Raw genomic sequence first — 25,605 nt, forward strand, 5'->3', positions numbered from 1 at the left:
TGCCTGTTTTGTTATATATTTTTCTTCATGCCGCATCTCCGGCATTCCCTCAAAAATTTTCCGCCCTTCACTGAACTTTTAAACAGCGTGTAATCGCAATTGTCACATCGGCCGCTGTGAACATCAGGATATTCATTGAACTCATAAATGACCGAAGTATCGTATCCTTTTGTCTCGAACTCTTTTTTTGTTTCCATGATTGAAAGTCCCTCCGCGAATCAAATCGTTCTGCCCGGTTAATGATACAGCAACTGCACGGGGGATTCAACGGGAGCATAGCTTGATTTTCCCGGCTGATTGCGTAACAATAATAGAAATAAATGACGGCCTGCCATAGGGCGCCCGGCATCTGAAGGGAAGAAGAAAACAGCGATGGGAAAAGGATTGAACGGGAAACGGATTGCCATCGGCGGTTCGCGGAAAACAGAAGAGATCACAAAATTAATAGAAAAGCAGGGCGGAACGGCGGTCATCCGTTCCCTCCAAGGAACCGTATACCTGGCGGAGGATCAAATGGAACCCGACGTAAGAACATTTGCCGAGCAAAAAGCCGACTGGGTGATATTCACCACAGGCATCGGTACGGAAACGTTATTGTCGGTATCGGAAAAAATCGGTCTGAAAGAAGAATTTTTAGCGGCCGTTCATGAAGCGAAAATCGGCTGCAGAGGCTATAAAACATATGCGGCCTTAAAAAAGCTCGGCATCACACCGCATGCCTCAGATGAAGACGGTACAACAAGAGGGCTGATCCGCTCCTTGGAACGATTTGACTTTAAAGATAAAAAAGTCATGATACAGCTTCATGGCGAGAAAGCGCCGGTTTTAACGGAGTTCCTTGAGAAAAACGGAGCGGAGGTATTCCCTGTTCTGCCGTATCAGCATATTCCGCCTGAAAGAGAGACGGTCGATAAACTGCTGGGAGAGCTGTTAAACGGAGAGGTCGATGCCGTATGTTTTACGACAGCCATTCAAGTGCGCTCTCTCTTTGATTATGCAAAAGAAAAAGGATCCGCAAAGGAATTGCAGCAGGCATTCGAAAAACACGTGCTTGCCGCCGCAGTCGGCAAAGTGACGGCTGAAGCGATCCGGGATGAAGGGGTAAAGAGGGTCCTTGCTCCGGACATTGAGCGGATGGGAGCGATGATTATTGAATTATCCCGTTACTATGAATCTCTGACCTTGTCATGAACCACCATTCAGCAGGGAAAAAGCTTACGCTTCCCTGCTGAATTTTTTTAATTGCCAGTGTTCCGTGAAAAGGGAAGGATATGTCAAGGCGCTGAGTATGATACATGTAAGAAGAGCGGAGGCCATCGTTGTAAAAACGATCAGCAGCTGAAAGCGCACCGCCTGTATCGGATCAGCCCCCGCTAAAATCTGCCCCGTCATCATGCCGGGAAGCTGAACGAGACCCAATGTTTTCTGGCTTTCAAGCGTCGGGATCATACTGAGCTTCATACTGGACGTCAATATCTGCCGGACGGCCTGCTTAGGCGTTCCTCCAAGAGAGAGAATCAGCAGGATTTCTTCTTTCCGCAGGTCTGCTTCCGAACTGATCCGGCTTAAAAACAGGCTTGAGAGCACCATGGAGTTTCCGATGACCATGCCGCTTATCGGAATGACATATCTTGAAGTGAACGGAATGATGTGAAGGGTCAGTAAAAGTCCCTGCGTCACGGTTTCCGCGATTGCCAGTGTCAGAAAAACGCGCCAAAATGAGCCGATCCGCATTTTTTTCCGTTTGGCGACATTGTGCGAAGCGGCCGTGAGCATGAGAAGCACCATTAATATGATAAATATCGGGTGATCACCGCGAAAAATCAGCGACAGCACATAGCCGATGATGAGAAGCTGAATGACGGCCCTGACGGTTGCGACGATCATATCCTTTTCGACGCCGGCTTTAAAAGATTTAGACAGGAATAAAGCGATAATGACAAATATACTTGTTAGTAACAGTGAAAGATCATTCATATCAGCACCCGCTCCCTTGTAAAAGCGCCCGGGCCTTTTCGTGTTTCGGTTCCTTAAAGAACGTTTTCGTTTCCGCGGTCTCTAAAAGCCGTCCCTCAGCCATAAACCATACCGTATCGGATAATCGTTCCGCTTGTTCAAGGTTATGGGTGATCCACAGGATTGTCAGCTGTTTTTGCCGATGGAGTTTCGTAATCAGTTTCTCAATGGTGAGAACGGATGAGGGGTCGAGCGCCGAGGTGATTTCATCCAGCAGCAGGATGGACGGCAGTCCGGCGAGAGTTCGCGCTAATGAGAGCTTCTGCCGCTGACCTCCGGATAATTCCTTTGCATTCCGATCCAGAAGCCCGCGCGGAAGGTCTGTAAAATCTGCGAGCTCTTCAGGCGTATAGTGCTGTGCCCCGTGGAGTTTTTCTGCGAGCAGAAGGTTGTCCCGCACCGTTCCCTCGAGGACGGGAGCTGATTGAAATGCAAGGCCCGCGGTTTTTCTGAGCTCTCTGATGTCCCAGTGTCTTATTTCTTTTCCGAATACAAGCACTTCCCCTTCATCAGGTGTATTCATCAGATTGCAAAGTGACAGCAATGTGCTTTTTCCCGCGCCGGAAGGCCCTATCAACGCCGTGATAGAACCTTTTTGAATATGTCCGGTTACACGGCTTAGGACATCAAAGGACGTATGGTTTTGTTCAAAGCGTTTGCCGGCTGACAGAAAAGATATTGCCGGAATTTCTTCTTTCATACAGGATGACACCTTTCGTAAAAAAATCAGGAACCGGTGAGATTGGCTGACGTTTGCTCAGCTGTTTTCTGGTCTGTCTGCCGGGAAGCGAATGTATGCATGACCATTCCCGCAATAATAATGAACAGTCCGGCAAATGAAAGAAGTGACGGAAACACCGCGGATAAAAAGACGATTTCGCCGATCAGTGCAAAAAGAACCTCTCCGGACTGCGTCGCCTCAACAGCAGCGAGCTTCTGCGGCTCATTCCTCACCATATCGGTGGCGCGGAAAAATAATACTGTTGCGATAACGCCAGAACTGAGTGCGACGATAAAGGATTGGAATGTCTGTCCCATTGAGGGAAGCCCGTCTCTATGCCAGCCGAAAGCGGCGATCAAAAGCCAAAACGGAAGGCTTGCGAGCGTCATGCCGAGCACCCGCTGAAACGTATCGAGTTTTCCGCCGTATTGTTCCAGCATTTTGCGGTTGCCGAGCGGATAGGCAAAAGCCGCGATGACGACCGGCGCCACGCTGAATAGTATCGTGCGGCCGGACAGAGAACCCGCATGCTGAAGCTGAATCAGCCCGGCTCCGATCAGGATGATGACGGAAGTAACCAGCGAAATCAGCGGGATCTTTTGTCTGACGGAAACCGGGCCCGCCGGTGAATTTTTTGTTTCGTAGAAAAACGGCGACAGAAGCACACCCGCGACAATTGTAATCTGCCACGTGCCGGCGATCAGCCAGCCAGGCCCATATGCCGCCGCAAACGTAATCGGGGCATAAAAAAGCACGAACCCGGTAAAACTCCACTTCAGCCAAAAAAACGGTTTTTTCCGGATTTCATGCCAGAGCGGCGCCCATTTTCCTTTCGCATAAACAATCAAAAATAAAAACGGAATCATAAAAAGAAAACGCAGGGAAGAGCTCCACATCCAGCTTCCGCCGGAAAGCTCCATCGCCCTGTTTAAAATAAATGTGACTGCAAAAAACAGAGATGCCAATATTCCGATCACGATGGCTTTCATTAAATCCCTCATTTTGACACATATTTTTTTATACTATACTATTCACCGGCAGGCTTCGCAATGGAATATGAAAAAATAGCGTTTTAACAAATGATGAATGGGAAACAGACATATACGGAGGTGAAAACAGTGCAGAAAGAGGATATTCAAGTGCTTTATTTCGAAGATGACGGCCGCATTCCGAATAACCCGAATCTTCCGCTTGTTATTTATAAAGCGGTATTTAATGAAGAAACGGTACAGAAAGCAGAGTCCGTCCTCCGCCGGCACGATTGGTCGAACAGCTGGACGGGCGGAGTATTTCCGTATCACCATTTTCACAGCACCACGCACGAAGTTCTTGTCGCGGTAAAAGGAAACGCGGTTTTGAGGTTCGGCGGGGAACAAGGAGCGGACGCCGTTCTTCAAATGGGAGACGCAGCGGTCATTCCGGCCGGCACCGGACATAAAAAACTGTCGGGCAGTTCTGATTTTACCGTGATCGGGGCTTATCCGGGCGGCCGGCAGTACGATACAAAAACGGAGAAAAATGATAGAACTTCAGAAGAAATCAGCCGTGTCCCGCTCCCGGAATGCGACCCCTTTACGGGAAAATCGGGCCCGCTTTTAAAATTGTGGGAAAAATGACAGGGGAAAAGCGGATGGTCTGTAAAAAAATAGCCTAAAAGAAACGTTATTACACCCCCGCCATATAAATAATTTCATAAACGAAACAATTCACGTTCAAATTTTGTTCAAAAAGTGTTATTATATAAGAGTAAATCAAATTGGGGTTTTTTATGTTTGCTATTTTCAGAGAGGAAAAAGAAATTTTGACTTATTCAATTGTTTTTGTTGATATAAAAATAATACTGGATATGGCAAAGTGAAAAACTGGGTAGTAAACATTTATTTTTGTAAATGATTGTGCATGAATTCACAATCTTGCTTTTTCATGCTTTTCTGCATGAAGGGGGAAAGGCTACCCTTTCCAAAAAAATCAGCATACTGCTTATAGTAAAGGAGAATCGGATATGCCAGAAACAATCGATCAAACAAATGCATCTGTCAGCCAAGGTCAACGCGATCTTATTGATCAGCTGCTAAAACCTGAAGTTCAAGAATCACTGACTGTTTTAGTGGATCAGCTTCCAAAACTGACTGAGTTAGTAAATATTTTAACGAAGTCTTATGATTTTGCACAGTCTGTAGCGACAGACGAAGTATTGAAGAGCGATACAGTGGGTGCGCTTACAGAAATTCTTGAGCCGGTGAAAGAAACAGCGAAAGAAGTTGCGGCTACTGCGATCGAAGCAAAAGACCGCGCGGATGCAAGCAATGAAACGATCGGACTTTTCGGCCTGCTGCGCATGCTGAAAGATCCTCAAGCTCAAAAGCTGTTCCGTTTTGCTAACAGCTATCTTGAAATCATGAACGAAAAACAAAAATAATCTCAGATTCAAATTGATATAAAGGACGGAGGATATACGATGTCAAAACATATTGTCATTTTAGGCGCTGGTTACGGCGGAGTTCTTTCTGCTTTAACCGTTCGTAAACATTACAGTAAAGATGAAGCACGCGTAACCGTTGTGAACAAATACCCGACTCACCAAATCATTACAGAACTGCACCGCCTTGCAGCAGGCAACGTGTCTGAACAGGCTGTTGCTATGCCGCTTGAAAAACTTCTGAAAGGAAAAGACGTCGACATTAAAATCGCAGAAGTCAATTCTTTCTCAGTTGATAAGAAAGAAGTTGCCCTTTCTGACGGTTCTAAGCTGACTTATGACGCGCTTGTTGTCGGACTTGGTTCTGTTACGGCTTATTTCGGCATTCCTGGACTCGAAGAAAACAGCATGGTGCTGAAATCTGCTGCTGATGCCAACAAAGTATACAAACACGTGGAAGACCGTGTGCGTGAATACGCTAAAACGAAAAACGAAGCTGATGCAACGATCCTTATCGGCGGCGGCGGCTTAACAGGCGTCGAGCTTGTCGGTGAGCTTGCTGACATCATGCCGAACCTTACGAAAAAATACGGCGTAGATCCGAAAGAAATCAAACTGAAATTAGTAGAAGCAGGTCCGAAAATTCTTCCTGTTCTTCCTGATGACCTTATCGAACGCGCGACAAAAAGTCTTGAAAAACGCGGCGTTGAGTTCTTAACAGGTCTTCCTGTTACAAATGTTGAAGGAAACGTTATTGATCTGAAAGACGGTTCAAAAGTCGTTGCCAACACATTTGTATGGACAGGCGGCGTACAAGGCAACCCGTTAGTCGGCGAATCTGGCCTCGAAGTGAACCGCGGCCGTGCGACGGTTAACGATTTCTTACAATCTACTTCTCACGAAGATGTATTCGTTGTCGGAGACAGCGCTGTATACTTTGCGCCGGACGGCCGTCCGTACCCGCCGACAGCGCAAATCGCTTGGCAGATGGGTGAACTTGTCGGTTACAACCTGTTCGCTTACTTAGAAGGAAAAACGCTTGAAACATTCAAGCCTGTAAACTCTGGTACGCTTGCAAGCCTCGGACGTAAAGACGCGGTTGCCATCATCGGAGCGAACTCTACTCCGCTGAAAGGTCTTCCGGCATCTTTAATGAAAGAAGCAAGTAACGTACGTTATTTAACACATATCAAAGGATTATTCAGCCTCGCTTACTAATCCTTAAGATCACACAGAAGACATTGCCGGACTTTCTCGGCAGTGTCTTTTTTTGTATGAAAATGTTAACGGATACAATTTTCTGAAAAATAAAATAAAAATGATTGATATGTGAGAAAGAGGAAGCTAAAATAAAAAAGAACCATTTTGTTAACGTTAACATTTTTAAGAGGGAGGATGAAAGTGTGAAAGCTTTTATGGGTGATGATTTTTTACTGGATAGTAAAACGGCCGTAAAGCTGTACCGGGAATACGCTGAAAACATGCCGATCATTGATTATCACTGTCACTTAAGCCCAAAGGAAATCTATGAAAATAAAACCTTCGCAACCATTACGGAGGCATGGCTTTACGGTGACCACTACAAGTGGCGGATTATGAGGGCCAACGGCATTGAAGAGCGCTGCATTACCGGAAACGCTTCAGATGAAGAGAAGTTTTTCGCCTGGGCAAAAACGGTGCCGATGGCGATAGGCAATCCGCTGTACAGCTGGACGCATTTAGAGCTGCAGCGCTGGTTCGGCATTTATGACGTATTGAATGAAAAAACGGCCGCGGCTATTTGGAAAAAAACGAATGAGCTCCTGCAGGGAGACGGGTTTGGCGCAAGGGATCTCATTCTGAAATCAAATGTCAAAGTCATTTGCACAACCGACGATCCTGCCGATGCGCTGACATACCACGAACTGTTGAAAGAAAGTGATTTTCCGGTTCAAGTGCTGCCCGGATTTCGGCCTGACAAAGGACTGGACATCAGCAGCCCGGGTTTTGCCGATTGGGTCCGTTCGCTGGAGAGCGCTTCCGGAATAGCTGTCACCACCTACCAATCGTATTTAGATGCGTTAGAATCCCGCGTCCGCTTTTTTCACAATGCCGGGGGAAGAGTGTCGGATCATGCGTTAGATCAAATGGTTTATGCCGAGACGACCGAAGAGGAAGCGGCCCGGATTTTTGCAGCCGGATTAAGCGGAGAGCATGTGTCTTTTGAAGATGAAAAGAAATTCAAAACACGGACGCTGAAATATCTTTGCGGTCTTTACACCGAACTGGACTGGGCGATGCAGTTCCATATTAACGCGTTAAGAAATACCAATACAAATAAGTTCAGCAGCCTCGGTCCTGATACGGGATATGACTCAATTAATGATGAACGTATCGCAAAACCGCTTGCCCGGCTGTTAGATTCCGCCGAAAAAAAGCGGCAGTTGCCTAAGACGATTTTGTATTCTTTGAATCCGAATGACAACTATATTATCGCCAGCATGATCAACAGCTTTCAGGATGGGAAAACACCGGGGAAAATTCAATTCGGCACAGCCTGGTGGTTCAATGACACGAAAGATGGGATGCTCCAGCAAATGAAAGCGTTATCAAACATAGGCCTGTTCAGCCGTTTTATCGGGATGCTGACGGATTCAAGAAGTTTCTTGTCCTATCCCCGCCATGAATACTTCAGGCGGCTTGTCTGCACGCTGATCGGCGGCTGGGCGGAACAAGGCGAAGCGCCTTACGATATGGAGCTTTTAGGAAAGATTGTCGAGGGGATTTGTTACCGGAATGCTGAGGAATATTTCCGCTTTTAAAAAATGGAATGAAAGAGGTGGCCTATGAGTAATGTGCCTGTCGTGACAGCACCTGCCGCAAAAGTGAAGGAGCTTAAGCTGAGTCTGAAAGAAAAAGTATCCTATGGATTTGGAGATTTTGGGAACGGATTTATGTTTGATCTCGGGCAGATCTATTTGCTGAAGTTTTTCACAGATGTCGCAGGCATTCCGGCAGCGTTCGCCGGCAGTATTTTTTTGGTCAGCAAGCTGTTTGCGGCTGTGACTGATCCGATTGTCGGCTCGGCCATTGACTACAGAAAAAAGATCGGACCCCGGGGTAAATTCAGGCCGTATTTATTATTCGGAAGTATTATTCTTGCGGTCATGACCGTATTGATTTTTGTGTCACCGGACGTGAGCGTCACCTGGAAGCTTGTGTACGCCTATGCTTCTTACATGCTGTGGGGGGTCGCTTATTCTTTCGTCAATATTCCGTACGGCTCCCTCGGCGCGGCCATTACACAGGATGCGGAGGACAGAACGGCGCTTTCTGCATTCCGCCAGATCGGCTCCCTCGGCGCGCTGCTCATTACAAGTGTCATCGTCATCCCGATTCTCGTTCATTTTGATAACGTTCACATCGGCTACCCGGCAGTCATGGGAATGATGGCCGTAGTCGGAATCGCGGGATTTATGATCTGCTACCGAAACTGCAAAGAAAGAATTATCGTCCGTGAAGCGCCGAAAGAAAAGCTGTCCGTCATGTCGGTTTTCAAATGCTTTATCGGCAACAAACCGCTTCTGACCGTCGTTTTCATGACGATTTTCTCAATATCGGCATATAACATTAAATCCGCTATGCTTGTTTACTTCGCCCAGTACAATCTCAACAATGCGGAGTTGATGTCCTACATGAGTTTTATCATCATCGGTTCTTCATTTTTAGGTGTTTTGTTTATGCCGAAACTCGTCAAACGCTTCGGAAAAAATCGGTTTTGCCGTCAGCGCCGCGGCTGATGCGCTGAATTTCTGTCTCCCGTCAAATGTATATATCTTTACGGCGTTAGCGAGCATTGCTTTTATCGGGATCAGCATACCAAACGGCATTACGTGGGCGCTTGTGTCGGACATTATTGATTACGGAGAATGGAAGACGGGTGAACGGAAGGAGGCGACGACATATTCGCTTTTCAACTTCTCCAGAAAACTCGCCCAATCTTTATCAGGTTTTCTTTCAGGCATCGGGCTGAGCGTTATCGGCTATATCCCGAATGCATCTCAGACAAAAGGCACGTTAATCGGGATTAAAGGGCTTCTGCTGCTGTACCCGGCTTTCGCTTTAGCGTGCGCCATGCTGATTATCGGTTTGATGTATAAGCTGACGGACCGGCAGCATGCCGAGCTCGTTCAGGACTTACATCATGCAAAACCTCAACTTTAGTGATTTTATGGACTGTCCGTTAATGGTACAATAGAAATAAATGACAGCATATAGAAAGAAAGGAAAAACGATGGTAACCATAAAAGATATCGCAAAACTCGCCAACGTATCCCACACCACTGTATCCCGGGCACTTAACGGCAGCCCCTACATTAAAGAGCATACAAAACAGAAAATATTAGCGCTCGCTTCACAGCTGAATTACACACCGAATGTAAATGCAAAAAGCCTTGCCATGCAAAAGTCCCATACGATCGGACTGTTTTTTACAAGCATCACAAACGGAACCTCACACAGCTTTTTTTCCGATACCATCAAAGGTGTAAACCGCACAATCAGTGAGGAATACAATTTGTTCGTCCGCGCGATTGACGACCTGAAAAGCTTTGAAACCATTACGCCCATGAGATATGACGGAATCATTTTAATGAGCCAAAGCGACAGTGATAATTCATTTATTTATCATATTCGCGAGAAAAACATCCCGCTTGTCGTGCTGAACCGGGACATTGATGACCGGAGCATCACGAATATCCTGTCAAACGATAAAGAAGGCTCCAGACAGGCGGTCGACTGCCTGATCGCAAACGGACACAGAGATATCGCGATCATTGAGGGAAAGGAAGGATTCAGGTCAACTTCTCAGCGGAAAGAAGGCTATTTGACATCTTTAATTGATCATTCTATTCCGATTAAGCATGAATACAGTGTAAAAGGCCGCTATGATATGGAAAGCGGCAGTCAGGCGATGGAAAAACTCTTGGCGCTTCAATCACCGCCTACGGCTGTTTTTTGTTCAAACGATGATATGGCGATCGGGGCGATGAATGCCATTTTCGCCAAAGGCCTGAACGTTCCGGAAGATATATCCGTTATCGGGTTTGATGACATCGGCATTTCCCAATACATGACGCCGAGGCTTTCGACAGTAAAACGCCCGGTTGAAAACATCAGCATACTCGGCGCAGAGAAGATTTTGGCGCTAATCGCCGACCCGGATACGGCGGCGGAAAAAATATACGAAAACACCGAGGTGATGATAAGAGATTCAATTAAAAAACTCACATAACGGCCCGTCTGATTATCCGGGTTTTCGTACAGAAAAATGTTAACGTGTGCATAAATGCAGAAGGAGGCGGACAGCTTGCGTCAGCTGAATAAAAAGATGTGCGGTGAATACATTCAATATCCTGAAAAAGTCCTTCAGTTCGGCGAAGGCAACTTTTTGCGGGCCTTCGCAGACTGGCAGATCGATCAAATGAATCAATTGACGGATTTTAACGGAAGCGTTGTCGCCGTACAGCCGAGAGGCTCTGAGAAAATCAAACGTTTAAACGAGCAGGACGGTTTGTTTACGCTTTTTTTGCGGGGGATAAAGGACGGAAAACCGGCTGAAGAACACATGATCGTCAAATCCATCAGCCGCGGCATTGATCTTTTTTCTGACTATGATTCCTTTAAACGGCTGGCAGCACAAGAGGAGCTTCGTTTTATCATTTCCAATACGACAGAAGCGGGAATTACGTTTGAGAAAGGCGACCGGCTTGAAGATAGGCCTCAAAAAACATTCCCCGGGAAATTAGCGGCGTTCCTTTATTTCCGCTATAAGGCATTTGCGGGTGACGCCGAGAAAGGGTGCATTGTGCTTCCATGTGAACTGGTCGAAGAAAACGGACGGAAACTGAAGGCTGCCGTGCTTCAATATGCCGGGCTGTGGGAGCTGGAGCCTGATTTTACTCAATGGATTCATGACGCGAACATCTTCTGCAATACTCTCGTGGATCGGATTGTTCCCGGATTTCCTGTTGATACCGCGGAAGAACTTACCGATTTTCTCGGATACGAAGACCGTCTGATTGTGGTCGGTGAGCATTATTATTTGTGGGTGATAGAAGGGCCGGAACAGCTTCAGAATGAGCTTCCTTTTGCTGAGGCCGGGCTGAACGCACTGATCACGTCTGACCTTACGCCTTACAGGACAAAAAAGGTGAGAATCTTAAACGGCGCTCACACGGCATTGGCGCCAGTGGCTTTACTATACGGACTGCAAACCGTCCGGGAAGCGGCTGAGCACGAGGTGACGGGCAGATTCATCGAAGAGCTGATCAATGAAGAAATCCTCCCTGTGCTGCAAATGGAGGGTGTCACCCAATACGCGGCAGATGTGTTACAGCGGTTTAAAAACCCTTATATCCAACATTATCTGCAAAGCATTACCCTTAACGCCGCCGCGAAATTCAAAACAAGAAACCTGCCGACGCTGAAGGCTTATATCGAACAGGAGGGCCGGCTACCTGAGAAGCTGGTATTTTCGTTCAGCGCCATGATCTATTCATACTGGAACGGACCGAACAAACCGGCTGACGGCGAGGAGGTTCTTAACCGTTTTCAAATGGCGCGGTCCCGTTGCAAAGATGATATGTTTCAAGCGGCATCTGCCATATTAGGAGAAGAGCGATTGTGGGGGAAGAATCTGAATCATCTTCCGGGGCTGACTGAACGAACGGCTTTTTTTCTGTCTGTCATTCATAAGCGGGGTATGAAGCATGCGTTACATGAATGCTGCGGCAAAAAGGGGGAAGTAAAATGAAAGAGGTCATAAAAATCCATAAAAACGATAATGTGCTTCTCGCCATGCGCCATTTTAACAAAGGGGAGCGGCTGCATACAGACGGACTGACGATTGAAGTGAAGGACCCTGTAAAGCGGGGGCATAAAATCGCGCTGCAAACCATTGAAGAAAACGGCAGCATCATTAAATACGGTTTTTCGATCGGGCGTGCGACAAGGCGGATTTCGGCCGGCGAGCATATTCATACCCATAATCTGCAAACGAATTTATCCGATGTGCAAGAATACACGTATTCACCGCGCTTCGAGGACAATCCTTTTACAAATGAGAACCGGACATTTAAAGGCTACAAAAGAGAAAACGGTACATCCGGCGTCCGGAATGAACTGTGGATCGTGCCTACAGTCGGCTGCGTAAACGGCGTCGCTGAGAAAATCCTGCAGCGCTTCGTAAAAGAGGCGAAAGACATTGCGCCCTTTGACAATGTGCTGGTTTTAAAGCACCAATACGGCTGCTCCCAGCTTGGCGATGATCATGAGAATACGAAACAAATGCTGATAAACGCCATCCGTCATCCAAATGCGGGCGGTGTGCTGGTTTTAGGGCTCGGCTGTGAAAATAATGAGCTGGCGGCGATTAAGGAAACGCTTTCTGAAGTGAACGGAGATCGGGTGAAATTTCTCGAATCACAGGCTGTCACAGATGAAATTGAAGCAGGGACTGCGCTACTTAAAGAGATACACCTTGCGGCAAAGGGAGATAAACGTGAGGAGATTCCGCTGTCAGAATTGAGCATCGGATTGAAGTGCGGCGGGTCGGACGGTTTTTCCGGCATCACCGCAAACCCTTTATTAGGGAGATTTTCAGATTACTTGATTGCACAGGGAGGGAGCACGGTCTTAACGGAGGTGCCTGAGATGTTCGGCGCTGAGACGATTCTCATGCAGCGTGCGGCGAGCGAAGAAGTGTTTCATAAAACAGTCCGATTGATCAATGATTTCAAGCAATATTTTATGAAGCACGAGCAGCCGATTTATGAAAATCCGTCACCAGGGAATAAGGAAGGCGGCATTTCAACGCTCGAAGACAAGTCGCTCGGCTGCACCCAAAAAGCCGGTCTTGCACCGGTTTCTGATGTGCTGACATACGGTGAAACCCTGAAAACAAAGGGATTGATACTGCTCAGTGCGCCCGGCAATGATTTAATCGCTTCTTCAGCGCTCGCCGCGGCGGGCTGTCACATCGTTTTGTTTACAACCGGAAGAGGCACGCCGTTCGGCACATTTGTCCCGACTGTGAAAGTATCAACAAATACCGATTTATTTCAATCAAAGCCTCATTGGATTGATTACAACGCGGGCAGATTGGCGGAAGACCAAACAACAGAAGATCACATTGTAAGAGATTTTATTCAATACATTATTAAAGTTGCAAGCGGAGAATGCGTCAATAACGAAAAAAACGATTTTCGGGAGCTTGCAATCTTTAAGTCCGGTGTGACGTTATAAGGGAAAAGGCGATCTGACAACAGACCGCCTTTTCGCGTTGACTGATCGTTTTGCCCCTTGATGAATTGTGAATATCTATAGGTTATAATAATGGAATGGTGCCTTACATAAAGGAGATTTTTATAATATATATAATTATTATGGAAGATTGATTTTCAGTCACATATTTCAGAGGGGGGTCCTAATGAATAACATTTTATACATTGAAGATGACCAAGAAATTGGCCAATTTGTAAAGGGTGATTTAGAAGATCGGGGCTATATGATTATATGGCTCACTTCTTCCTATAATTACGAAACATATATAGAAAAGGCTGATCTGATCGTGCTTGATATAATGATGCCCGGTTTAGATGGATTTACAATCGGTCAAAGGATGAAAAAAACACATCCGCAGATCCCGCTCTTGCTTTTAACAGCCAGAACGGGTCTGGAAGATAAACTGAAAGGCTTAGGATTTGCGGATGATTACGTGACAAAGCCCTTTCATCCCGATGAACTGGCTGCTCGAATCGAAGTATTATTAAGAAGATTTGACAAGACTGCCATTCATGAATTGAAGCTAAAACACTTAAGTGTTCACTTGAAAGAAAAAAGAATTTTAAATCATCAAAGTCATGAGGAAATATTTTTAACTGATAAGCAGTTAAGGATTTTTTTGCTTTTGCTTAGACATCCCAATCAAATATTAACAAAGGAACAAATTTATGAAAATATTTGGGAACAGCCTTATATCGAAGGGGATAAGACGTTGATGGTACATATCCGGCATTTACGGCAAAAAATCGAGATCAATCCAAATGAGCCGGAAATTCTTGAAACAATCAGAGGGATTGGATACAGGATCAAACAATGAAATTATCAACCAAATACCTTATTAATATCGTTGCCTCAATTTTGTTTTTTCCGATAGCCTTTTTAGGCGTGAATTTTCTATACTATGTCACATTAACATACTTGATTGATCACCAGGGGCAAGTACACTATGAACCAAACAAGTTGGAAAGTGATTGGAAGTCTGATGTGGAAGATTTTTCAGGGAAATCCAATCGGGAAATTACGTCTGCGTTCCCGCACATGAAGCAATATAAACACTCTGATATTGTATGGATAAATGATAAGGGGAAGGTGATGTTTTCGAACTCAGAACGGTTGGCCAAAAAGGGTGAGGTTATTCACGTTAGCGAATTGATTAAAATGATAGAACAAAACCAAAAGAATTATTTATTGCTGAGTGCTTATTTAAATGGGAGTGAAGACAGCGGATATGCATTTTTAGAAACTCCGCGCTCAATTATAGGATCTCAATGGGAGGTTATGAGGGCTAAGTATTCCTATATATGGTTTATTGCCTTGATTTTTGTCTGTTCACTTTTTGTGATTAATTCATGGATGTTTTTTGCGAAAATACAAAAAAGGTTAATTTCTTTGGGGAATCATATGAAAAAACAAGATAATGACGGCATACCGGAATTTGTAACAGTTAAACAGAAGGATGAACTGGGCCAAGTGGAATATTCATTCAACCAGATGGTTGAGGAACTAAGGAACAGCAGACAAAAAGAGCGCGAAGAAGGCGAAATCCGAAAAAACTTGATTGCTGATTTATCTCATGATTTAAGGACCCCTCTTACGGTTATAAGAGGGCATACATTTACGTTAAAGAATGAAATAAGCAGTGAAAATGGAAGGCATTCTTTAGGCATCATAAACGATAAAATAACGTTTATGGGCGAACTGATTGACAATTTGTCATCATTTTCTCTTCTTGCCGCAGGTAAATTGCCGCTTCATAAAAAGAGTTGTGACATATTAAAGATAATACGTTCTTCGTTAACAGCTTGGTATCCGATTTTTGAGAAAGAGCAATTTACAATAGATATTGATCTGAAGGAAAACATCGTATGGGAAATAGACGAGACTTGGTTGAAGAGAATTCTTGATAACATTTTTCAAAATGTTTTGCGCCATGCTCATTCAGGAAAATACGTTTCCGTACAGACAAAGCTAATTGAAAACAAACCCGTAATCATAATTGAGGATAGGGGCCCGGGAATGAATAATAAATCTGAAAGAAAAGGCGCTGGGATTGGCTTATCGATCATTAATATGATGCTTAAACAAATGGGGCTTGAACATAAAATAAAGAGCAATCAAAACGGGACGATTTTTATTATTTATCCAAACAGCAGTGAATACGTGAAGCCGTAGAGGCTTCACGTATTTTTTATGTTGAGAAATTTAAACGTAAATTAACCTTGATTATATCTTCTTTTTAACCTCGTAAGTTTATATTATAAACAGAACAAGACGGAAAGGAATGATGAAAAGTGGGAAAGGCTGATCCAGCTTTAATATCCAAAGGTATCAATGTATCTATAAAAAAGAAAAAAATTTTACATGATATAAATTTAACATTGGAAAAAGGTAAAATATATGGTTTATTAGGTCCCAACGGTGCAGGAAAAACGACATTGCTTAAAGTTCTTTTAGGGATATTTCCTCCAACTTCAGGTGAAGTGATTTTTGAGGGGAATAACTTATATGGCAATCCAAATAATGATGTGATTCAGTCTATAGGAAGCATTATAGAATTTCCTGGCTTTTATGAAAATTTGAATCTTTTTGAGAATATTAAATTACATCTTAACTATTTAAAAAAATCAGCTTCTGATGAAGAAATAAATGAGATTTTAGGAAAGGTTGGACTTTTTGAACATAAAGATAAGCTGTTTTCGCAAACTTCATTAGGAATGAAACAGAGGTTGGGAATTGCCAGAGCAGTTGCGCATGCTCCTGCATTGCTTTTGCTGGATGAGCCGACGAACGGTTTAGATCCATATGGTATTAAAGAAGTACGTGAAATGCTGATCCAAGAAGTAATGAAAAATGGAACCACAGTCGTTATTTCAAGTCACCTTTTAAGTGAGATTAATCTCATGGCCGATGAATTGCTTATTATGAATAAGGGGCAGATTATTTTCGAGTCAGCCTTTATGAAAAATACGCAACATCTTTATTTATACAAAATTCCAGCTGAAGCGGGTATTAATTGGGCGGATATTGAGAAATTTGCGGATCATGTTATTTCAAAGAATAAACAGCAATTCGAGTTTATTTCAGTAATTCACCCGTCGGAAATGAAAGAGAAATTAAATTCTTGTGGATTTAACAAGGCACCTATTGACGGATTTAAGCTATCTTTGGAAGATCTTTATTTAAAACTGCTGGCAAAGGAGAAAGGTCATGAGTCTGTTAGTGCGTAACGAGTTTCTAAAACTTAAAAGACTGAAATCAATTTATGTTATTTTCTTTCTAAGCTTTTTGCCATTTCTCATAAACGGGATCGGTCTTTTGACTATGAACGAAAATACAGATTGGAACAAATTTTATATGTTTGTTTTTAATCAGTATTCGACCCTATTTCCGACTATTATTTTTATTTTTTCAGGTTTTTATTTTTATTTAGAATTTAAAAACAGGACAATGCTGAATTGGATGTCATATCCGTATCATAAATTCAAATTGATATTATCAAAGCTAGCTGCAGCTTTTCTATTTTTGTTTTTAATTTCAGCTGTTAATCATATTATTCACTTATCCACCTTGTTTTTCTTTTTTCGGGAAGATATCTCAGCAAGCGACTTATTAAGATTAATAGCGACTTCTTTTACTTCTACTACTTTGAGCCTGCTAACCATTCCGATTGCAGCTTTAATTGCTTTTTTAAGTAAAAATATAGTGGTTGTCATGATAACCGGTGTAGCTTCCTTTTTAATAATGACGATACTGTTAGCAAGTGATGTCTCAATAGCCTTTCCTTTTTCTTTTATTTATCGTTTCAGTATTCAAATTTTTGAAAGTGATATGGGATATTCCAATTCAATTCTTTTAGTTTGGGGATTACTGATCATGGGGCTGTATGTTTTGGTGTCCTTATCAGGATTATACGTATATTCGAAAAAAAACAGAATGTAAATGGAGGATGAGTATACATGGAGCAAGTTATTTTTGTGATTTCAATGCTCGCTTTAGGAGTTACACTGGTTACCTTTTTCGGAATGATTTTGAATGACGGATTAAGAGGCGTACTAAACTTTTCAAGAAAACCTGTAAAATTTATGACTGGATCATTTCTGGTATACATTGTTGCCTTTGCTGTTTATATTTTAATAAGTGTAAAGTAACTTTTTCATTTTAAGGGGATTCAAAGGGATTCCCTTATTTTCCTTAGTAAGGGGCTTGGATACAAATGAAAGATAATTGGGTGAAGCTTAATATTGAGCAGTTTGCAAGAAATTTTGTTTTCTCCTTATTATTGTTTTTTATGCTTTTGCTTATAACAGACAGCCAATTACAGTTTAAACAGTATAGTCTATTTTTTGTTCTAAGTATATTCGGCAGTAGTTGTTTATGCTTTACCTATGATGACAGAAATAAGACATATCTTCGCAGCCTGTTCCGTTTTTCAGAATTATGTCAAGAGGGATCCGATGCAGATCAATTGATAAAAGAACTAACCAATGAAATACAGAGTGTGCTCTTAGGAAAGCAGATTGCTCTTATAAACTATGACAAAAAAACATTAAAATTGAAAGGAAATCACATTCAGGTTCCTAACATAAACATTTCAAATTTTAAGATAGGAGAAATACGTGAAACCGCCAGCGGATCAATTCTGTTTATCGGGGAGAAGTGTGATACATTTGTTTTTATTCATTTATCACATAAAGGACACCCTATAAAGATTCGTGAAAACGAAGCAGATTGGCTGCGAATGCTGGCATTCTGCACAGCATCTGCACTTCAGAACAAATTATTGATTCAAAAAAAAATTGATGAAATTATCATAGACGATCAACATAAATGTAAGTCGGCTGTACTTTCTAAGGTTTTATTTTCTATTTCAGAAATAGAGAGAACCAAGCTTGCACAGGATATTCATGACTCTATCATTCAAGAGCTGATATTTGTATGCAGAGAATTAGAGTATCATGTTGAGAAATACAAGGATATTTATTACATAAGAGAAATTTTGCTGGACAATATCCAGTATATAAGAGAAAAATGTTTTGATTTAAGACCACCTTTTTTAATGGAGATGGGACTTCTTCGAAGCATTCAAGTCCTGATTGATAAACATAAAAGCAACTATCAGCTTGATATTGAATTTTTTGTAGATGTAAAAGATGATTCTATTTTTACAGAAGATATCACAATAAACTTTTACCGGATTGTTCAAGAACTGCTTACTAATGCTGTTAAACACTCAAAAGCCAGTTATATTGTTTTGACGATGATTCAAAAAAAAACAAGTCTTATGTTTGTTTACGAAGATAATGGAATCGGCATTGATTGGAATAAAGTAAATTCAAAAACAAACAGTTTTGGGCTGACAGGGATCAAAGAGCGTATAAATTGTATGAGTGGTATTCATAATATATCTTCAGGCGTAAATGAAGGATTGCTGTTAAGGTTTGAAATAAGTACGAAAAATGAATAGGGAGCGCTGACATGATAAAGATTCTATTAATTGATGATCATATTGGTGTTGCTCAAGGGACAAAAGCCATTCTTGAAAAAAGCAATAAAATGGGAGTAACAATATTGTCTTGCTGTAAAGAAGTACTTAATCACCTTAAGCATTACGAGTATGACTTACTTTTACTTGATTTATATATGCCGGAGTTAAATGGAATGGAATTGTCAAAAATGATTCTTAGAGAGAGTCCCGATCAAAAAATTATAATTTATACTGGTTTTGATATCTCTGTCCATTTCAATCTTTTGGTTGAAGTTGGTGTTTCCGGGTTCATAAGTAAGTCTTCAACAGAAGAGCATATGATAAAAGTAATTGAAAGTGTCATTGAAGGAGATACCATTATTCCTACCCATCTCTTTAAACAATTAAGAAGAACAGAAGCAAATACGTTCAACATTGATAAGCTTGAAGATACAATAAGAGATATTACTTTAAATGAAAGAGAACAAGATATCTTAGCGGGCGTAGCGGAGGGAATGACAAACCGGGAATTATCAGCACAGCTGTTGATCAGTCAAAGAGCGGTTGAATACATTCTTACTGGTGTGTACAACAAGCTCGGAGTAAAATCCAGAACAGAGGCACTGATCAAAGCAAATCGATATTCATTAATTTCTATGAAAACTATATATGAGTAAATGAATCGGGATTAACGGAACAGTTAATCCCGATTTTCTTTATAACCTATACTTCGGAAACGCGCAAAAAAAAAGCGCTTTTCCGAATATGACTTTTCGGTGCCTATAGGTAAAAGATCGTTTATCATAGATTTATAGAAATATATGGATTCAGATCCAATATATTTCAAAAACTCAAGGGGAGGAATATTAATGAATGAGAAAATGTATCGTTTTGCCGGTGATTTAAGAGAAGAACTTGAGGAAATTTCTTTAAGTGAATTCAGCGGAGGAGGAGGCGCAGAACAGCGGGGGATTTCTCAAGGAAATGATGGTAAGCTTTGTACGTTAACTTGGGAATGCGGTCTTTGTCCTACTCACACTTGCTGGTGTTAAAACAAATCCGAAAATAAGAAAATAGATTTCCAATGCTCTGGGAGATCCAGCTGTCTCCCTCTTTTTTAAAAGGAGATGAATATTAAATGAATTCGCTGACTAATATTCTATTAAGTAAAGAAAAAAAAGCTGCTGTCTCTCAATTTGATGAAAATGAGAATCTGTTTGATCGAAACTTAGAATTAATCTATAAGAATGATATTCAAATGGCCCAGGAAAGCATTCATAATGTGTTATCCATTCAATCAATTGATAAAGTGAAAAACTTATATCAAACCCCCCTACATAAATCCGCTTTTACAGTTCATGTTTTCGAAAACCTAAAAAAAGGGATCGCTCACCAAGCTATTAAAAAAGAAGACGTAAATGAAGAAATCATGTTTCACGTTTTTGCGTTAAAAGTGTCCTCTTACTTCAATGATCTACTTAAAAAATCAAAGTTTCCTTCTTATGACTATCTGCTGGAACAACCGGCTCTTTTTCATCATTGTATTTCAAATCAATTAGAAAAAATCATTTTAAAAGTCTCCTATAGAACACTTGTATTGGATATGAATATGAATCGGGAAAAAGGTTTTTTGGCAGGGGAGACTCCTAAAGAAAAATATGGTTATTATAATAAAACTCTTTTGTGCAGTCCGGAGTATCTCGAGAGTTTTTTCCAACAATATCCAGTATTATTAAGAGTGATCGGAAATGAACTGAGAAAATTTAAAAAATTCATACTGGAATTTATCTCCCGTTTTGAAAAGGACAAGCCTGAACTGCTCTCTTTATTTGGTTTTTCAGAACAAGTCAAAATAAGGGACATTGAAGTAGGGATGGGTGATTCTCATTCTGATGGGAGAAAGGTTACTAAAATAACATTAAATGAAGGCAAACTTATTTATAAGCCGAGAAGTTTAGAAATTGATCTATTATATAAAAAGATAATTGAATTTTTGAATGAGAAAATTAGAGATCATGATATAAAATTGAGCACTCCGAATGTCCTTAGCAGAGACGGATATGGATGGACTGAATTTATATCTTTTAAAGCATGCAATTGTCTAAAAGATGTTCAAAACTTTTATCAGCGTACAGGAGCTCAAATCGGTTTGTTATATGCATTGAAAGCCGTTGATTTTCATTCGGAAAATCTCATTGCCAACGGGAGCTATCCAGTTCTCATTGATTTGGAATCCTTATTTCATCCTGCATACCAGAAAAAAAAGGATGGGATGGACGCTTATGAAAAAGCTGAAACGCAGCTTCATAAATCTGTCAGAGCATTAGGACTGCTTCCTTTTTTCTTTGCGGGCAAAGCCGACATCAGCGGAATAGGCCGGAAAGGGAAAGCAAAGTCGATCATTAAAGTTCCTCAGCTTATCAATTTAAAGACAGCAGAAATGTCGGTCAAACGAGACTATGTCGAAATTGATACAGCTAATAATCACCCTATGCTTGAGAATAAATTTGTATATGCAAAAGATTATGTCGAAGAACTGAAGCAAGGTTTTTCAAAAGCATATATGACTATATTAAAACACGCTTCGGAGCTGATTCGCATAATAGAAAAGAGCGAAAACAAGATATATGTTCGGTTTATATCAAAACCGACAATAAAGTATTCTGCTTTATTAGAATTAAGTTTTCATCCTAGATTTTTACACAACTCTATTGATAGAGAAATTTTCTTATCAAAAATATGGGAGAGACCAAAGCAAGAAGATGAATATCAATCTATTGTTAAATATGAGTTCAACGATTTAATTAATAATGATATACCTTATTTCAAAGTGAAATTGAATGAGAAAGACTTACTAAGCTCAAAAAATAAGAAAATTGAAAATTACTTTCCGGAAACACCAGCTCAAAGTGTAAAAGAACGAATTTCAAATTTATCAAAAGACGATTTAAAGTTTCAGCTCTATGTTATCGAACTGTCCATGCTTGCTTCGGAGGATGATCGGCAAATTGTTTTGAAAGAATTTATAACAAAAGAACCAGGACAATATGAAAATGTTTTCAGTAGTTACCAAGAAAGTATCTTAATAGAAAAAGCAGAGGAATTGGCCGCTTATATTTATAATCAATCTTACAAAGCACACACAGATAAAGGAAGTTCGTATTCTTGGCTTAACGCTACTCCTATTGGAGTTGATGAAATTCAATGGAACTTATCCGTTATGGGTGATACCTTTTACGACGGGCTTTCCGGGATGGCTTTCACCTACCTGGCTTTATGGCGCGTCACGAAAAAAGAAAAGTATCTGGACATTGCTGAAAAAATTATGAAAGATGTCGTCTCTCGTTTTATTGATATTGAGGTGAAACCGGACGAAGACAGCAGTATGTCTGTAGGTGCTTTTTCCGGAGTGTCTTCAATAGTATATACTTTAATGAATTTCTATATGTATACTAAACGCGAAAAATATAAACAGGATGCAAAACAAATCGCTCAGCTTATTCCGTCTTTGCTTCCTTATGATAAAGAATTGGATATAATCGGGGGCACAGCGGGGGCTCTTATTGTAATGATACGTTCGTTTGAAATAGAGAATGATACATTCTTTTTATCATTGGCTGAACAATGCGGTTCATTTTTAATGAAACAAGCGATCTTTCTTGATGAGGATTTTGTCACTTGGGAAGGTATTGCAAATAAGCCGTTAACGGGTTTTTCCCATGGAAACGCTGGAATGATATATGCCCTTCAATTACTCGAGAAACATTCAAAACATCAAGATATAAGTATGTACATCCGAAAAGGACTTGCTTTTGAAAATTCAAAAAAAGTAAACGGTAACTGGCTTGATCTGAGAAAAACGGTAAATGAAGCTGCAACATCTGCATGGTGCCATGGATCCCCTGGAATTCTATTAAGCAGATTAGAATTGAAAGATTCAAAACACCCTGATATTGCCGAAGTGGCCAAAAAAGATCTGAATAAAACCGTTTCTAACATTTTTTATGACGGTTTTGGCCGAGAGCAAAGCCTTTGTCACGGAGACATGGGAAATGCTTTAATACTGATCGAATATGGAAAAAAGACTGGTGAAAGTCAATTTGTAAATATCGGAAAAAACTTGATTTTGGAGAGTGTACAAGACAAAAATATAGGTTTCTACCAATGCGGAGTGGGAAGGGATGTTGAAACACCTAATTTAATGCTTGGTTTGGCAGGGATCGTATATGGAATGCTGTATGCAGCAGACGCGGAATTGCCGAATATTCTCAACCTTGAAATAGGACGTGTAGATACATTAGGAGACATTTATGAAAATTAGAAAAAGAAAGCTTCCGGTTATTCTTCAAAGAAATCAATTTGATTGCGGTATTACTTGTTTAGCCATGGTTTTGAGCAGGGCTGAGGGAATAAAAATCAATCCTAACAAATTAAAATTAAATAAAGAAATTATCGGAAGAGACGGCACTGATTTAATTGAAATGAAAAGGATTTCTGAAACATTCGATTATGATTTCAAAGCATTCCGCACAGACAATATAACGCAGCTTAAAGAGTTAAATAAAAACCATCCGCTAATTGTTCATTGGAATCATAATCATTTTGTAGTTGTGGACGCATTTGGCACAGATAACGTTAAAATTATAGACCCTTCATCTGGCAGACTGACAATCACATTAGAAGAGTTCAAAACCTTCTATAATGGCATTTCTATTATGTTAATCAGAAAGAACGAAATTGAGAGAAAGGATAAGACTGCTTCGTCATTAAAAGATGTGTCTTCATTTAGAAAGATCGGAAAATATCTTTTGAAAGATAAAAAATTATTGGGGGTTATTATAAGTTTCACTTTTATTTTTCAAGCATTAAACTTAATGACCCCTTTTTTGACTCAATATATTATTGATTCATTTATTGACGGGAATGAGAAAATTCTTCCCATACCAATGCTTTTCATGATTGTTATTGTTTCAATCGCATTATTCTTTAGTCTGTCCTTACTCAGAATGAAATTTATTATCAAACTGCAATTAAAAATTAATAAGAGTATGACTGATAAAATAATTCATAAAATATTTAGTCTTCCATTAAAGTTTTTTGAGGCGAATACTGCCGGGGATATCTCAACTAGAATCCATAACATTGCTGTAATTCGTGAAGTCATTTCCAGGTTAGCGTCTACTTTGATATTAGATATCAGTCTTATATTTGTATTTTTCATAGTCATGTTTGTTTATTCCCCGATATTATCTTTTATAGTTTTATTGGGAGCAGCTATACAGGTGATGAGTACTAAAATTTTGCTTCCGAAAATTGAAATGTTCACAAAACAGGAAGTAAATAGTCAATCCAATTTTCAGAGCCAGCTAATCGAAATCTTAAGATCAATGACATTTATAAAAACAATAGGAGAAACCAGGAATATTGAGAGCCAATTAAATTATAACTTTAATCATCAGTTAGATTATTTCTCTAAAAGAATGAATTATTCATCTTTACTGGGTGCGGTCTCCAATGCAATCAATCTATCTTTGCCATTATTTATTTTAATTGTGGGTACTTGGTCAGCAGTATCTATAGGCCTTACGCTAGGCGCAGTAATTGCTTTTTCTAACATTGCCGGACGGTTTATGTCACCGCTTGGATCAATTATCGGCAGTCTTGAGTCTATTAAATTAGTCGAAGAAATGGTAGACCGCGTTGAAGCTGTACTGGACGAAAAAGATGAGGAAGTAAATGATAAAAGCAGTGAACTATTTAACCCGGCCGCTCATAATATCAGCTTGAAAAATATTGATTTCAGCTACAATGGAAACGATTATATTTTGAATAATATAAATTTTATGATCCGGCCGAGAGAAAAAATCACATTAATTGGAAAAACTGGAAGCGGGAAATCTACTTTGATTAAAATCATTGCCGGCCTTTATCAAAAAACAGCAGGAGAAATTTGCTACGGTGAATTCAAAATAGAGGACGTTAATATGGTTAAGCTGAGAGAAACGTTAGGTTATATTGTTCAAGATGTCAATCTGTTTAATGACACTATTATAAATAATATAAAATATTTCAATGAAAAAATAACAATGGAAGAAGTTGTACAAGCTGCAAAAGAAGCATGTATTCATGAGGATATTATAAAAATGCCCATGGGGTATCATACCATGATTGGAGAAAATGGTATTACCTTATCAGGTGGACAGCGGCAGAGAATCTCAATAGCCAGAGTATTAGCGAAAAATCCGCAAATTCTATTTATAGATGAAGGAACAAGCAATTTGGATAAGGATACAGAATTAAATATATTAAATAACATTTACAAAAAGGATATCACTGTAATTTCTATTACTCATAGAACCGAATGGCTCGAATTCTCCGAATCTGTCTACGAGATTGAAAATGGAAACTTAAAGACCATTAAGGCCAAATATGAATCGCAACTGCAGCAGACTTATTAACTTGAAAGGAGGTGAAATATGGAATATGAAAAAGAACTTCAGCGCGTTGTATGAAACATCAGAACAAGAATTAAAAGAGCTTGTTGGAGGGCAAAACTCAGTATCAATAACAACATATCCAATCACAAATCATATTTGTCCAACTATCACAGTAGGCTGCGCATGTCCGCAAAGGCAAGTATAAAAAACAATCGGGGGGATTTTT

22 protein-coding genes and 1 pseudogene are annotated in these 25,605 nt (G+C 40.7%); 19 read left to right on the forward strand and 4 right to left on the reverse strand.

Annotation, left to right across the window (positions count from 1 at the left end; all coding sequences use genetic code 11):
• Positions 1-11 precede the first annotated feature (11 nt).
• Positions 12-197 (reverse strand): hypothetical protein, encoded by a 186-nt coding sequence (locus NYE38_RS06385; protein WP_003154919.1) that lies wholly within the window; start codon positions 195-197, stop codon positions 12-14.
• Between the two features lie 175 nt (positions 198-372).
• Between NYE38_RS06385 and NYE38_RS06390 the strand changes: the two genes are divergently transcribed.
• Positions 373-1,191, forward strand: a complete 819-nt coding sequence (locus NYE38_RS06390; RefSeq protein ID WP_063636823.1) for a uroporphyrinogen-III synthase — start codon at positions 373-375, stop codon at positions 1,189-1,191.
• Between the two features lie 24 nt (positions 1,192-1,215).
• Here the strand turns inward: NYE38_RS06390 and fetB are convergent, their stop codons facing one another.
• The 3 genes from fetB to NYE38_RS06405 are packed head-to-tail and all read right to left on the reverse strand — an operon-like array spanning position 1,216 to position 3,726.
• The gene (fetB, locus tag NYE38_RS06395) at positions 1,216-1,977 is read right to left on the reverse strand and encodes an iron export ABC transporter permease subunit FetB (RefSeq protein ID WP_017417582.1); all 762 of its coding nucleotides are present in this window, start codon (positions 1,975-1,977) and stop codon (positions 1,216-1,218) included.
• 1 nt (position 1,978) lies between these two features.
• Entirely contained in the window at positions 1,979-2,716 is a 738-nt protein-coding gene (locus tag NYE38_RS06400) for an ATP-binding cassette domain-containing protein (protein WP_021494043.1), read from the reverse strand.
• A gap of 26 nt (positions 2,717-2,742) precedes the next feature.
• Positions 2,743-3,726: a multidrug resistance efflux transporter family protein gene (locus NYE38_RS06405; protein ID WP_065180403.1), complete on the reverse strand. Its 984-nt coding sequence runs from the start codon at positions 3,724-3,726 to the stop codon at positions 2,743-2,745.
• Between the two features lie 129 nt (positions 3,727-3,855).
• Here NYE38_RS06405 and NYE38_RS06410 point away from each other — a divergent pair, with 129 nt between their 5' ends.
• The 18 genes and pseudogenes from NYE38_RS06410 to NYE38_RS06495 all read left to right on the forward strand — a co-directional run bounded on the left by NYE38_RS06410 (position 3,856) and on the right by NYE38_RS06495 (position 25,400).
• Positions 3,856-4,353 carry a cupin domain-containing protein gene (locus NYE38_RS06410; protein ID WP_014417507.1) on the forward strand — a complete coding sequence of 166 codons (498 nt, stop codon included), beginning with the start codon at positions 3,856-3,858 and terminating at the stop codon, positions 4,351-4,353.
• Between the two features lie 386 nt (positions 4,354-4,739).
• Complete coding sequence (locus NYE38_RS06415; protein WP_003154908.1) at positions 4,740-5,156, forward strand: DUF1641 domain-containing protein; 417 nt, start codon at positions 4,740-4,742, stop codon at positions 5,154-5,156.
• 39 nt (positions 5,157-5,195) lie between these two features.
• The gene (locus NYE38_RS06420; RefSeq protein WP_014417508.1) at positions 5,196-6,374 is read left to right on the forward strand and encodes an NAD(P)/FAD-dependent oxidoreductase; all 1,179 of its coding nucleotides are present in this window, start codon (positions 5,196-5,198) and stop codon (positions 6,372-6,374) included.
• A 185-nt stretch (positions 6,375-6,559) separates the two neighbouring features.
• The gene (gene uxaC / locus NYE38_RS06425; RefSeq protein WP_025649629.1) at positions 6,560-7,957 is read left to right on the forward strand and encodes a glucuronate isomerase; all 1,398 of its coding nucleotides are present in this window, start codon (positions 6,560-6,562) and stop codon (positions 7,955-7,957) included.
• A gap of 24 nt (positions 7,958-7,981) precedes the next feature.
• Positions 7,982-9,359, forward strand: a pseudogene (locus tag NYE38_RS06430) (glycoside-pentoside-hexuronide (GPH):cation symporter).
• Positions 9,360-9,429: 70 nt separating this feature from the next.
• Complete coding sequence (locus tag NYE38_RS06435) at positions 9,430-10,428, forward strand: LacI family DNA-binding transcriptional regulator (protein ID WP_014417511.1); 999 nt, start codon at positions 9,430-9,432, stop codon at positions 10,426-10,428.
• 75 nt (positions 10,429-10,503) lie between these two features.
• Positions 10,504-11,949, forward strand: coding sequence for a tagaturonate reductase (locus tag NYE38_RS06440; RefSeq protein WP_017417586.1), 1,446 nt, complete (start codon positions 10,504-10,506; stop codon positions 11,947-11,949).
• Entirely contained in the window at positions 11,946-13,439 is a 1,494-nt protein-coding gene (locus tag NYE38_RS06445) for an altronate dehydratase family protein (RefSeq protein ID WP_063636819.1), read from the forward strand. The genes NYE38_RS06440 and NYE38_RS06445 overlap by 4 nt, the downstream gene beginning before the upstream one ends.
• A gap of 184 nt (positions 13,440-13,623) precedes the next feature.
• The gene (locus tag NYE38_RS06450; protein WP_015417275.1) at positions 13,624-14,295 is read left to right on the forward strand and encodes a response regulator transcription factor; all 672 of its coding nucleotides are present in this window, start codon (positions 13,624-13,626) and stop codon (positions 14,293-14,295) included.
• Positions 14,292-15,650, forward strand: a complete 1,359-nt coding sequence (locus NYE38_RS06455) for a HAMP domain-containing sensor histidine kinase (protein ID WP_017417588.1) — start codon at positions 14,292-14,294, stop codon at positions 15,648-15,650. Before NYE38_RS06450 ends, NYE38_RS06455 begins: the two co-directional genes overlap by 4 nt.
• A 119-nt stretch (positions 15,651-15,769) precedes the next feature.
• Entirely contained in the window at positions 15,770-16,705 is a 936-nt protein-coding gene (locus NYE38_RS06460; protein ID WP_017417589.1) for an ATP-binding cassette domain-containing protein, read from the forward strand.
• Positions 16,686-17,417, forward strand: coding sequence for an ABC transporter permease (locus tag NYE38_RS06465; RefSeq protein WP_017417590.1), 732 nt, complete (start codon positions 16,686-16,688; stop codon positions 17,415-17,417). The genes NYE38_RS06460 and NYE38_RS06465 overlap by 20 nt, the downstream gene beginning before the upstream one ends.
• Before the next feature lie 17 nt (positions 17,418-17,434).
• Entirely contained in the window at positions 17,435-17,626 is a 192-nt protein-coding gene (locus NYE38_RS06470; RefSeq protein ID WP_003154894.1) for a hypothetical protein, read from the forward strand.
• Positions 17,627-17,691: 65 nt separating this feature from the next.
• Positions 17,692-18,942, forward strand: coding sequence for an ATP-binding protein (locus NYE38_RS06475; protein WP_017417591.1), 1,251 nt, complete (start codon positions 17,692-17,694; stop codon positions 18,940-18,942).
• A gap of 11 nt (positions 18,943-18,953) precedes the next feature.
• Positions 18,954-19,619, forward strand: coding sequence for a response regulator transcription factor (locus tag NYE38_RS06480; RefSeq protein WP_017417592.1), 666 nt, complete (start codon positions 18,954-18,956; stop codon positions 19,617-19,619).
• Between the two features lie 192 nt (positions 19,620-19,811).
• Complete coding sequence (locus NYE38_RS06485) at positions 19,812-19,994, forward strand: plantaricin C family lantibiotic (RefSeq protein WP_003154891.1); 183 nt, start codon at positions 19,812-19,814, stop codon at positions 19,992-19,994.
• Positions 19,995-20,080: 86 nt separating this feature from the next.
• Positions 20,081-23,263 (forward strand): type 2 lanthipeptide synthetase LanM family protein, encoded by a 3,183-nt coding sequence (locus NYE38_RS06490; RefSeq protein WP_017417593.1) that lies wholly within the window; start codon positions 20,081-20,083, stop codon positions 23,261-23,263.
• Complete coding sequence (locus NYE38_RS06495) at positions 23,253-25,400, forward strand: peptidase domain-containing ABC transporter (protein WP_017417594.1); 2,148 nt, start codon at positions 23,253-23,255, stop codon at positions 25,398-25,400. Before NYE38_RS06490 ends, NYE38_RS06495 begins: the two co-directional genes overlap by 11 nt.
• The last annotated feature ends 205 nt before the right edge of the window (positions 25,401-25,605 follow it).

This window comes from Bacillus sp. EU63 (assembly GCF_038592915.1).
Lineage (GTDB): Bacteria > Bacillota > Bacilli > Bacillales > Bacillaceae > Bacillus > Bacillus velezensis.

What these genes read in the sequence shown, in the direction of transcription:
- NYE38_RS06385 (WP_003154919.1), bottom strand. Translation starts at nt 197, where the DNA reads ATGGAAACAAAAAAAGAGTTCGAGACAAAAGGATACGATACTTCGGTC.
- NYE38_RS06390 (WP_063636823.1), top strand. Translation starts at nt 373, where the DNA reads ATGGGAAAAGGATTGAACGGGAAACGGATTGCCATCGGCGGTTCGCGG.
- fetB (WP_017417582.1), bottom strand. Translation starts at nt 1,977, where the DNA reads ATGAATGATCTTTCACTGTTACTAACAAGTATATTTGTCATTATCGCT.
- NYE38_RS06400 (WP_021494043.1), bottom strand. Translation starts at nt 2,716, where the DNA reads ATGAAAGAAGAAATTCCGGCAATATCTTTTCTGTCAGCCGGCAAACGC.
- NYE38_RS06405 (WP_065180403.1), bottom strand. Translation starts at nt 3,726, where the DNA reads ATGAAAGCCATCGTGATCGGAATATTGGCATCTCTGTTTTTTGCAGTC.
- NYE38_RS06415 (WP_003154908.1), top strand. Translation starts at nt 4,740, where the DNA reads ATGCCAGAAACAATCGATCAAACAAATGCATCTGTCAGCCAAGGTCAA.
- NYE38_RS06420 (WP_014417508.1), top strand. Translation starts at nt 5,196, where the DNA reads ATGTCAAAACATATTGTCATTTTAGGCGCTGGTTACGGCGGAGTTCTT.
- NYE38_RS06435 (WP_014417511.1), top strand. Translation starts at nt 9,430, where the DNA reads ATGGTAACCATAAAAGATATCGCAAAACTCGCCAACGTATCCCACACC.
- NYE38_RS06445 (WP_063636819.1), top strand. Translation starts at nt 11,946, where the DNA reads ATGAAAGAGGTCATAAAAATCCATAAAAACGATAATGTGCTTCTCGCC.
- NYE38_RS06450 (WP_015417275.1), top strand. Translation starts at nt 13,624, where the DNA reads ATGAATAACATTTTATACATTGAAGATGACCAAGAAATTGGCCAATTT.
- NYE38_RS06455 (WP_017417588.1), top strand. Translation starts at nt 14,292, where the DNA reads ATGAAATTATCAACCAAATACCTTATTAATATCGTTGCCTCAATTTTG.
- NYE38_RS06465 (WP_017417590.1), top strand. Translation starts at nt 16,686, where the DNA reads ATGAGTCTGTTAGTGCGTAACGAGTTTCTAAAACTTAAAAGACTGAAA.
- NYE38_RS06470 (WP_003154894.1), top strand. Translation starts at nt 17,435, where the DNA reads ATGGAGCAAGTTATTTTTGTGATTTCAATGCTCGCTTTAGGAGTTACA.
- NYE38_RS06475 (WP_017417591.1), top strand. Translation starts at nt 17,692, where the DNA reads ATGAAAGATAATTGGGTGAAGCTTAATATTGAGCAGTTTGCAAGAAAT.
- NYE38_RS06480 (WP_017417592.1), top strand. Translation starts at nt 18,954, where the DNA reads ATGATAAAGATTCTATTAATTGATGATCATATTGGTGTTGCTCAAGGG.
- NYE38_RS06485 (WP_003154891.1), top strand. Translation starts at nt 19,812, where the DNA reads ATGAATGAGAAAATGTATCGTTTTGCCGGTGATTTAAGAGAAGAACTT.
- NYE38_RS06490 (WP_017417593.1), top strand. Translation starts at nt 20,081, where the DNA reads ATGAATTCGCTGACTAATATTCTATTAAGTAAAGAAAAAAAAGCTGCT.
- NYE38_RS06495 (WP_017417594.1), top strand. Translation starts at nt 23,253, where the DNA reads ATGAAAATTAGAAAAAGAAAGCTTCCGGTTATTCTTCAAAGAAATCAA.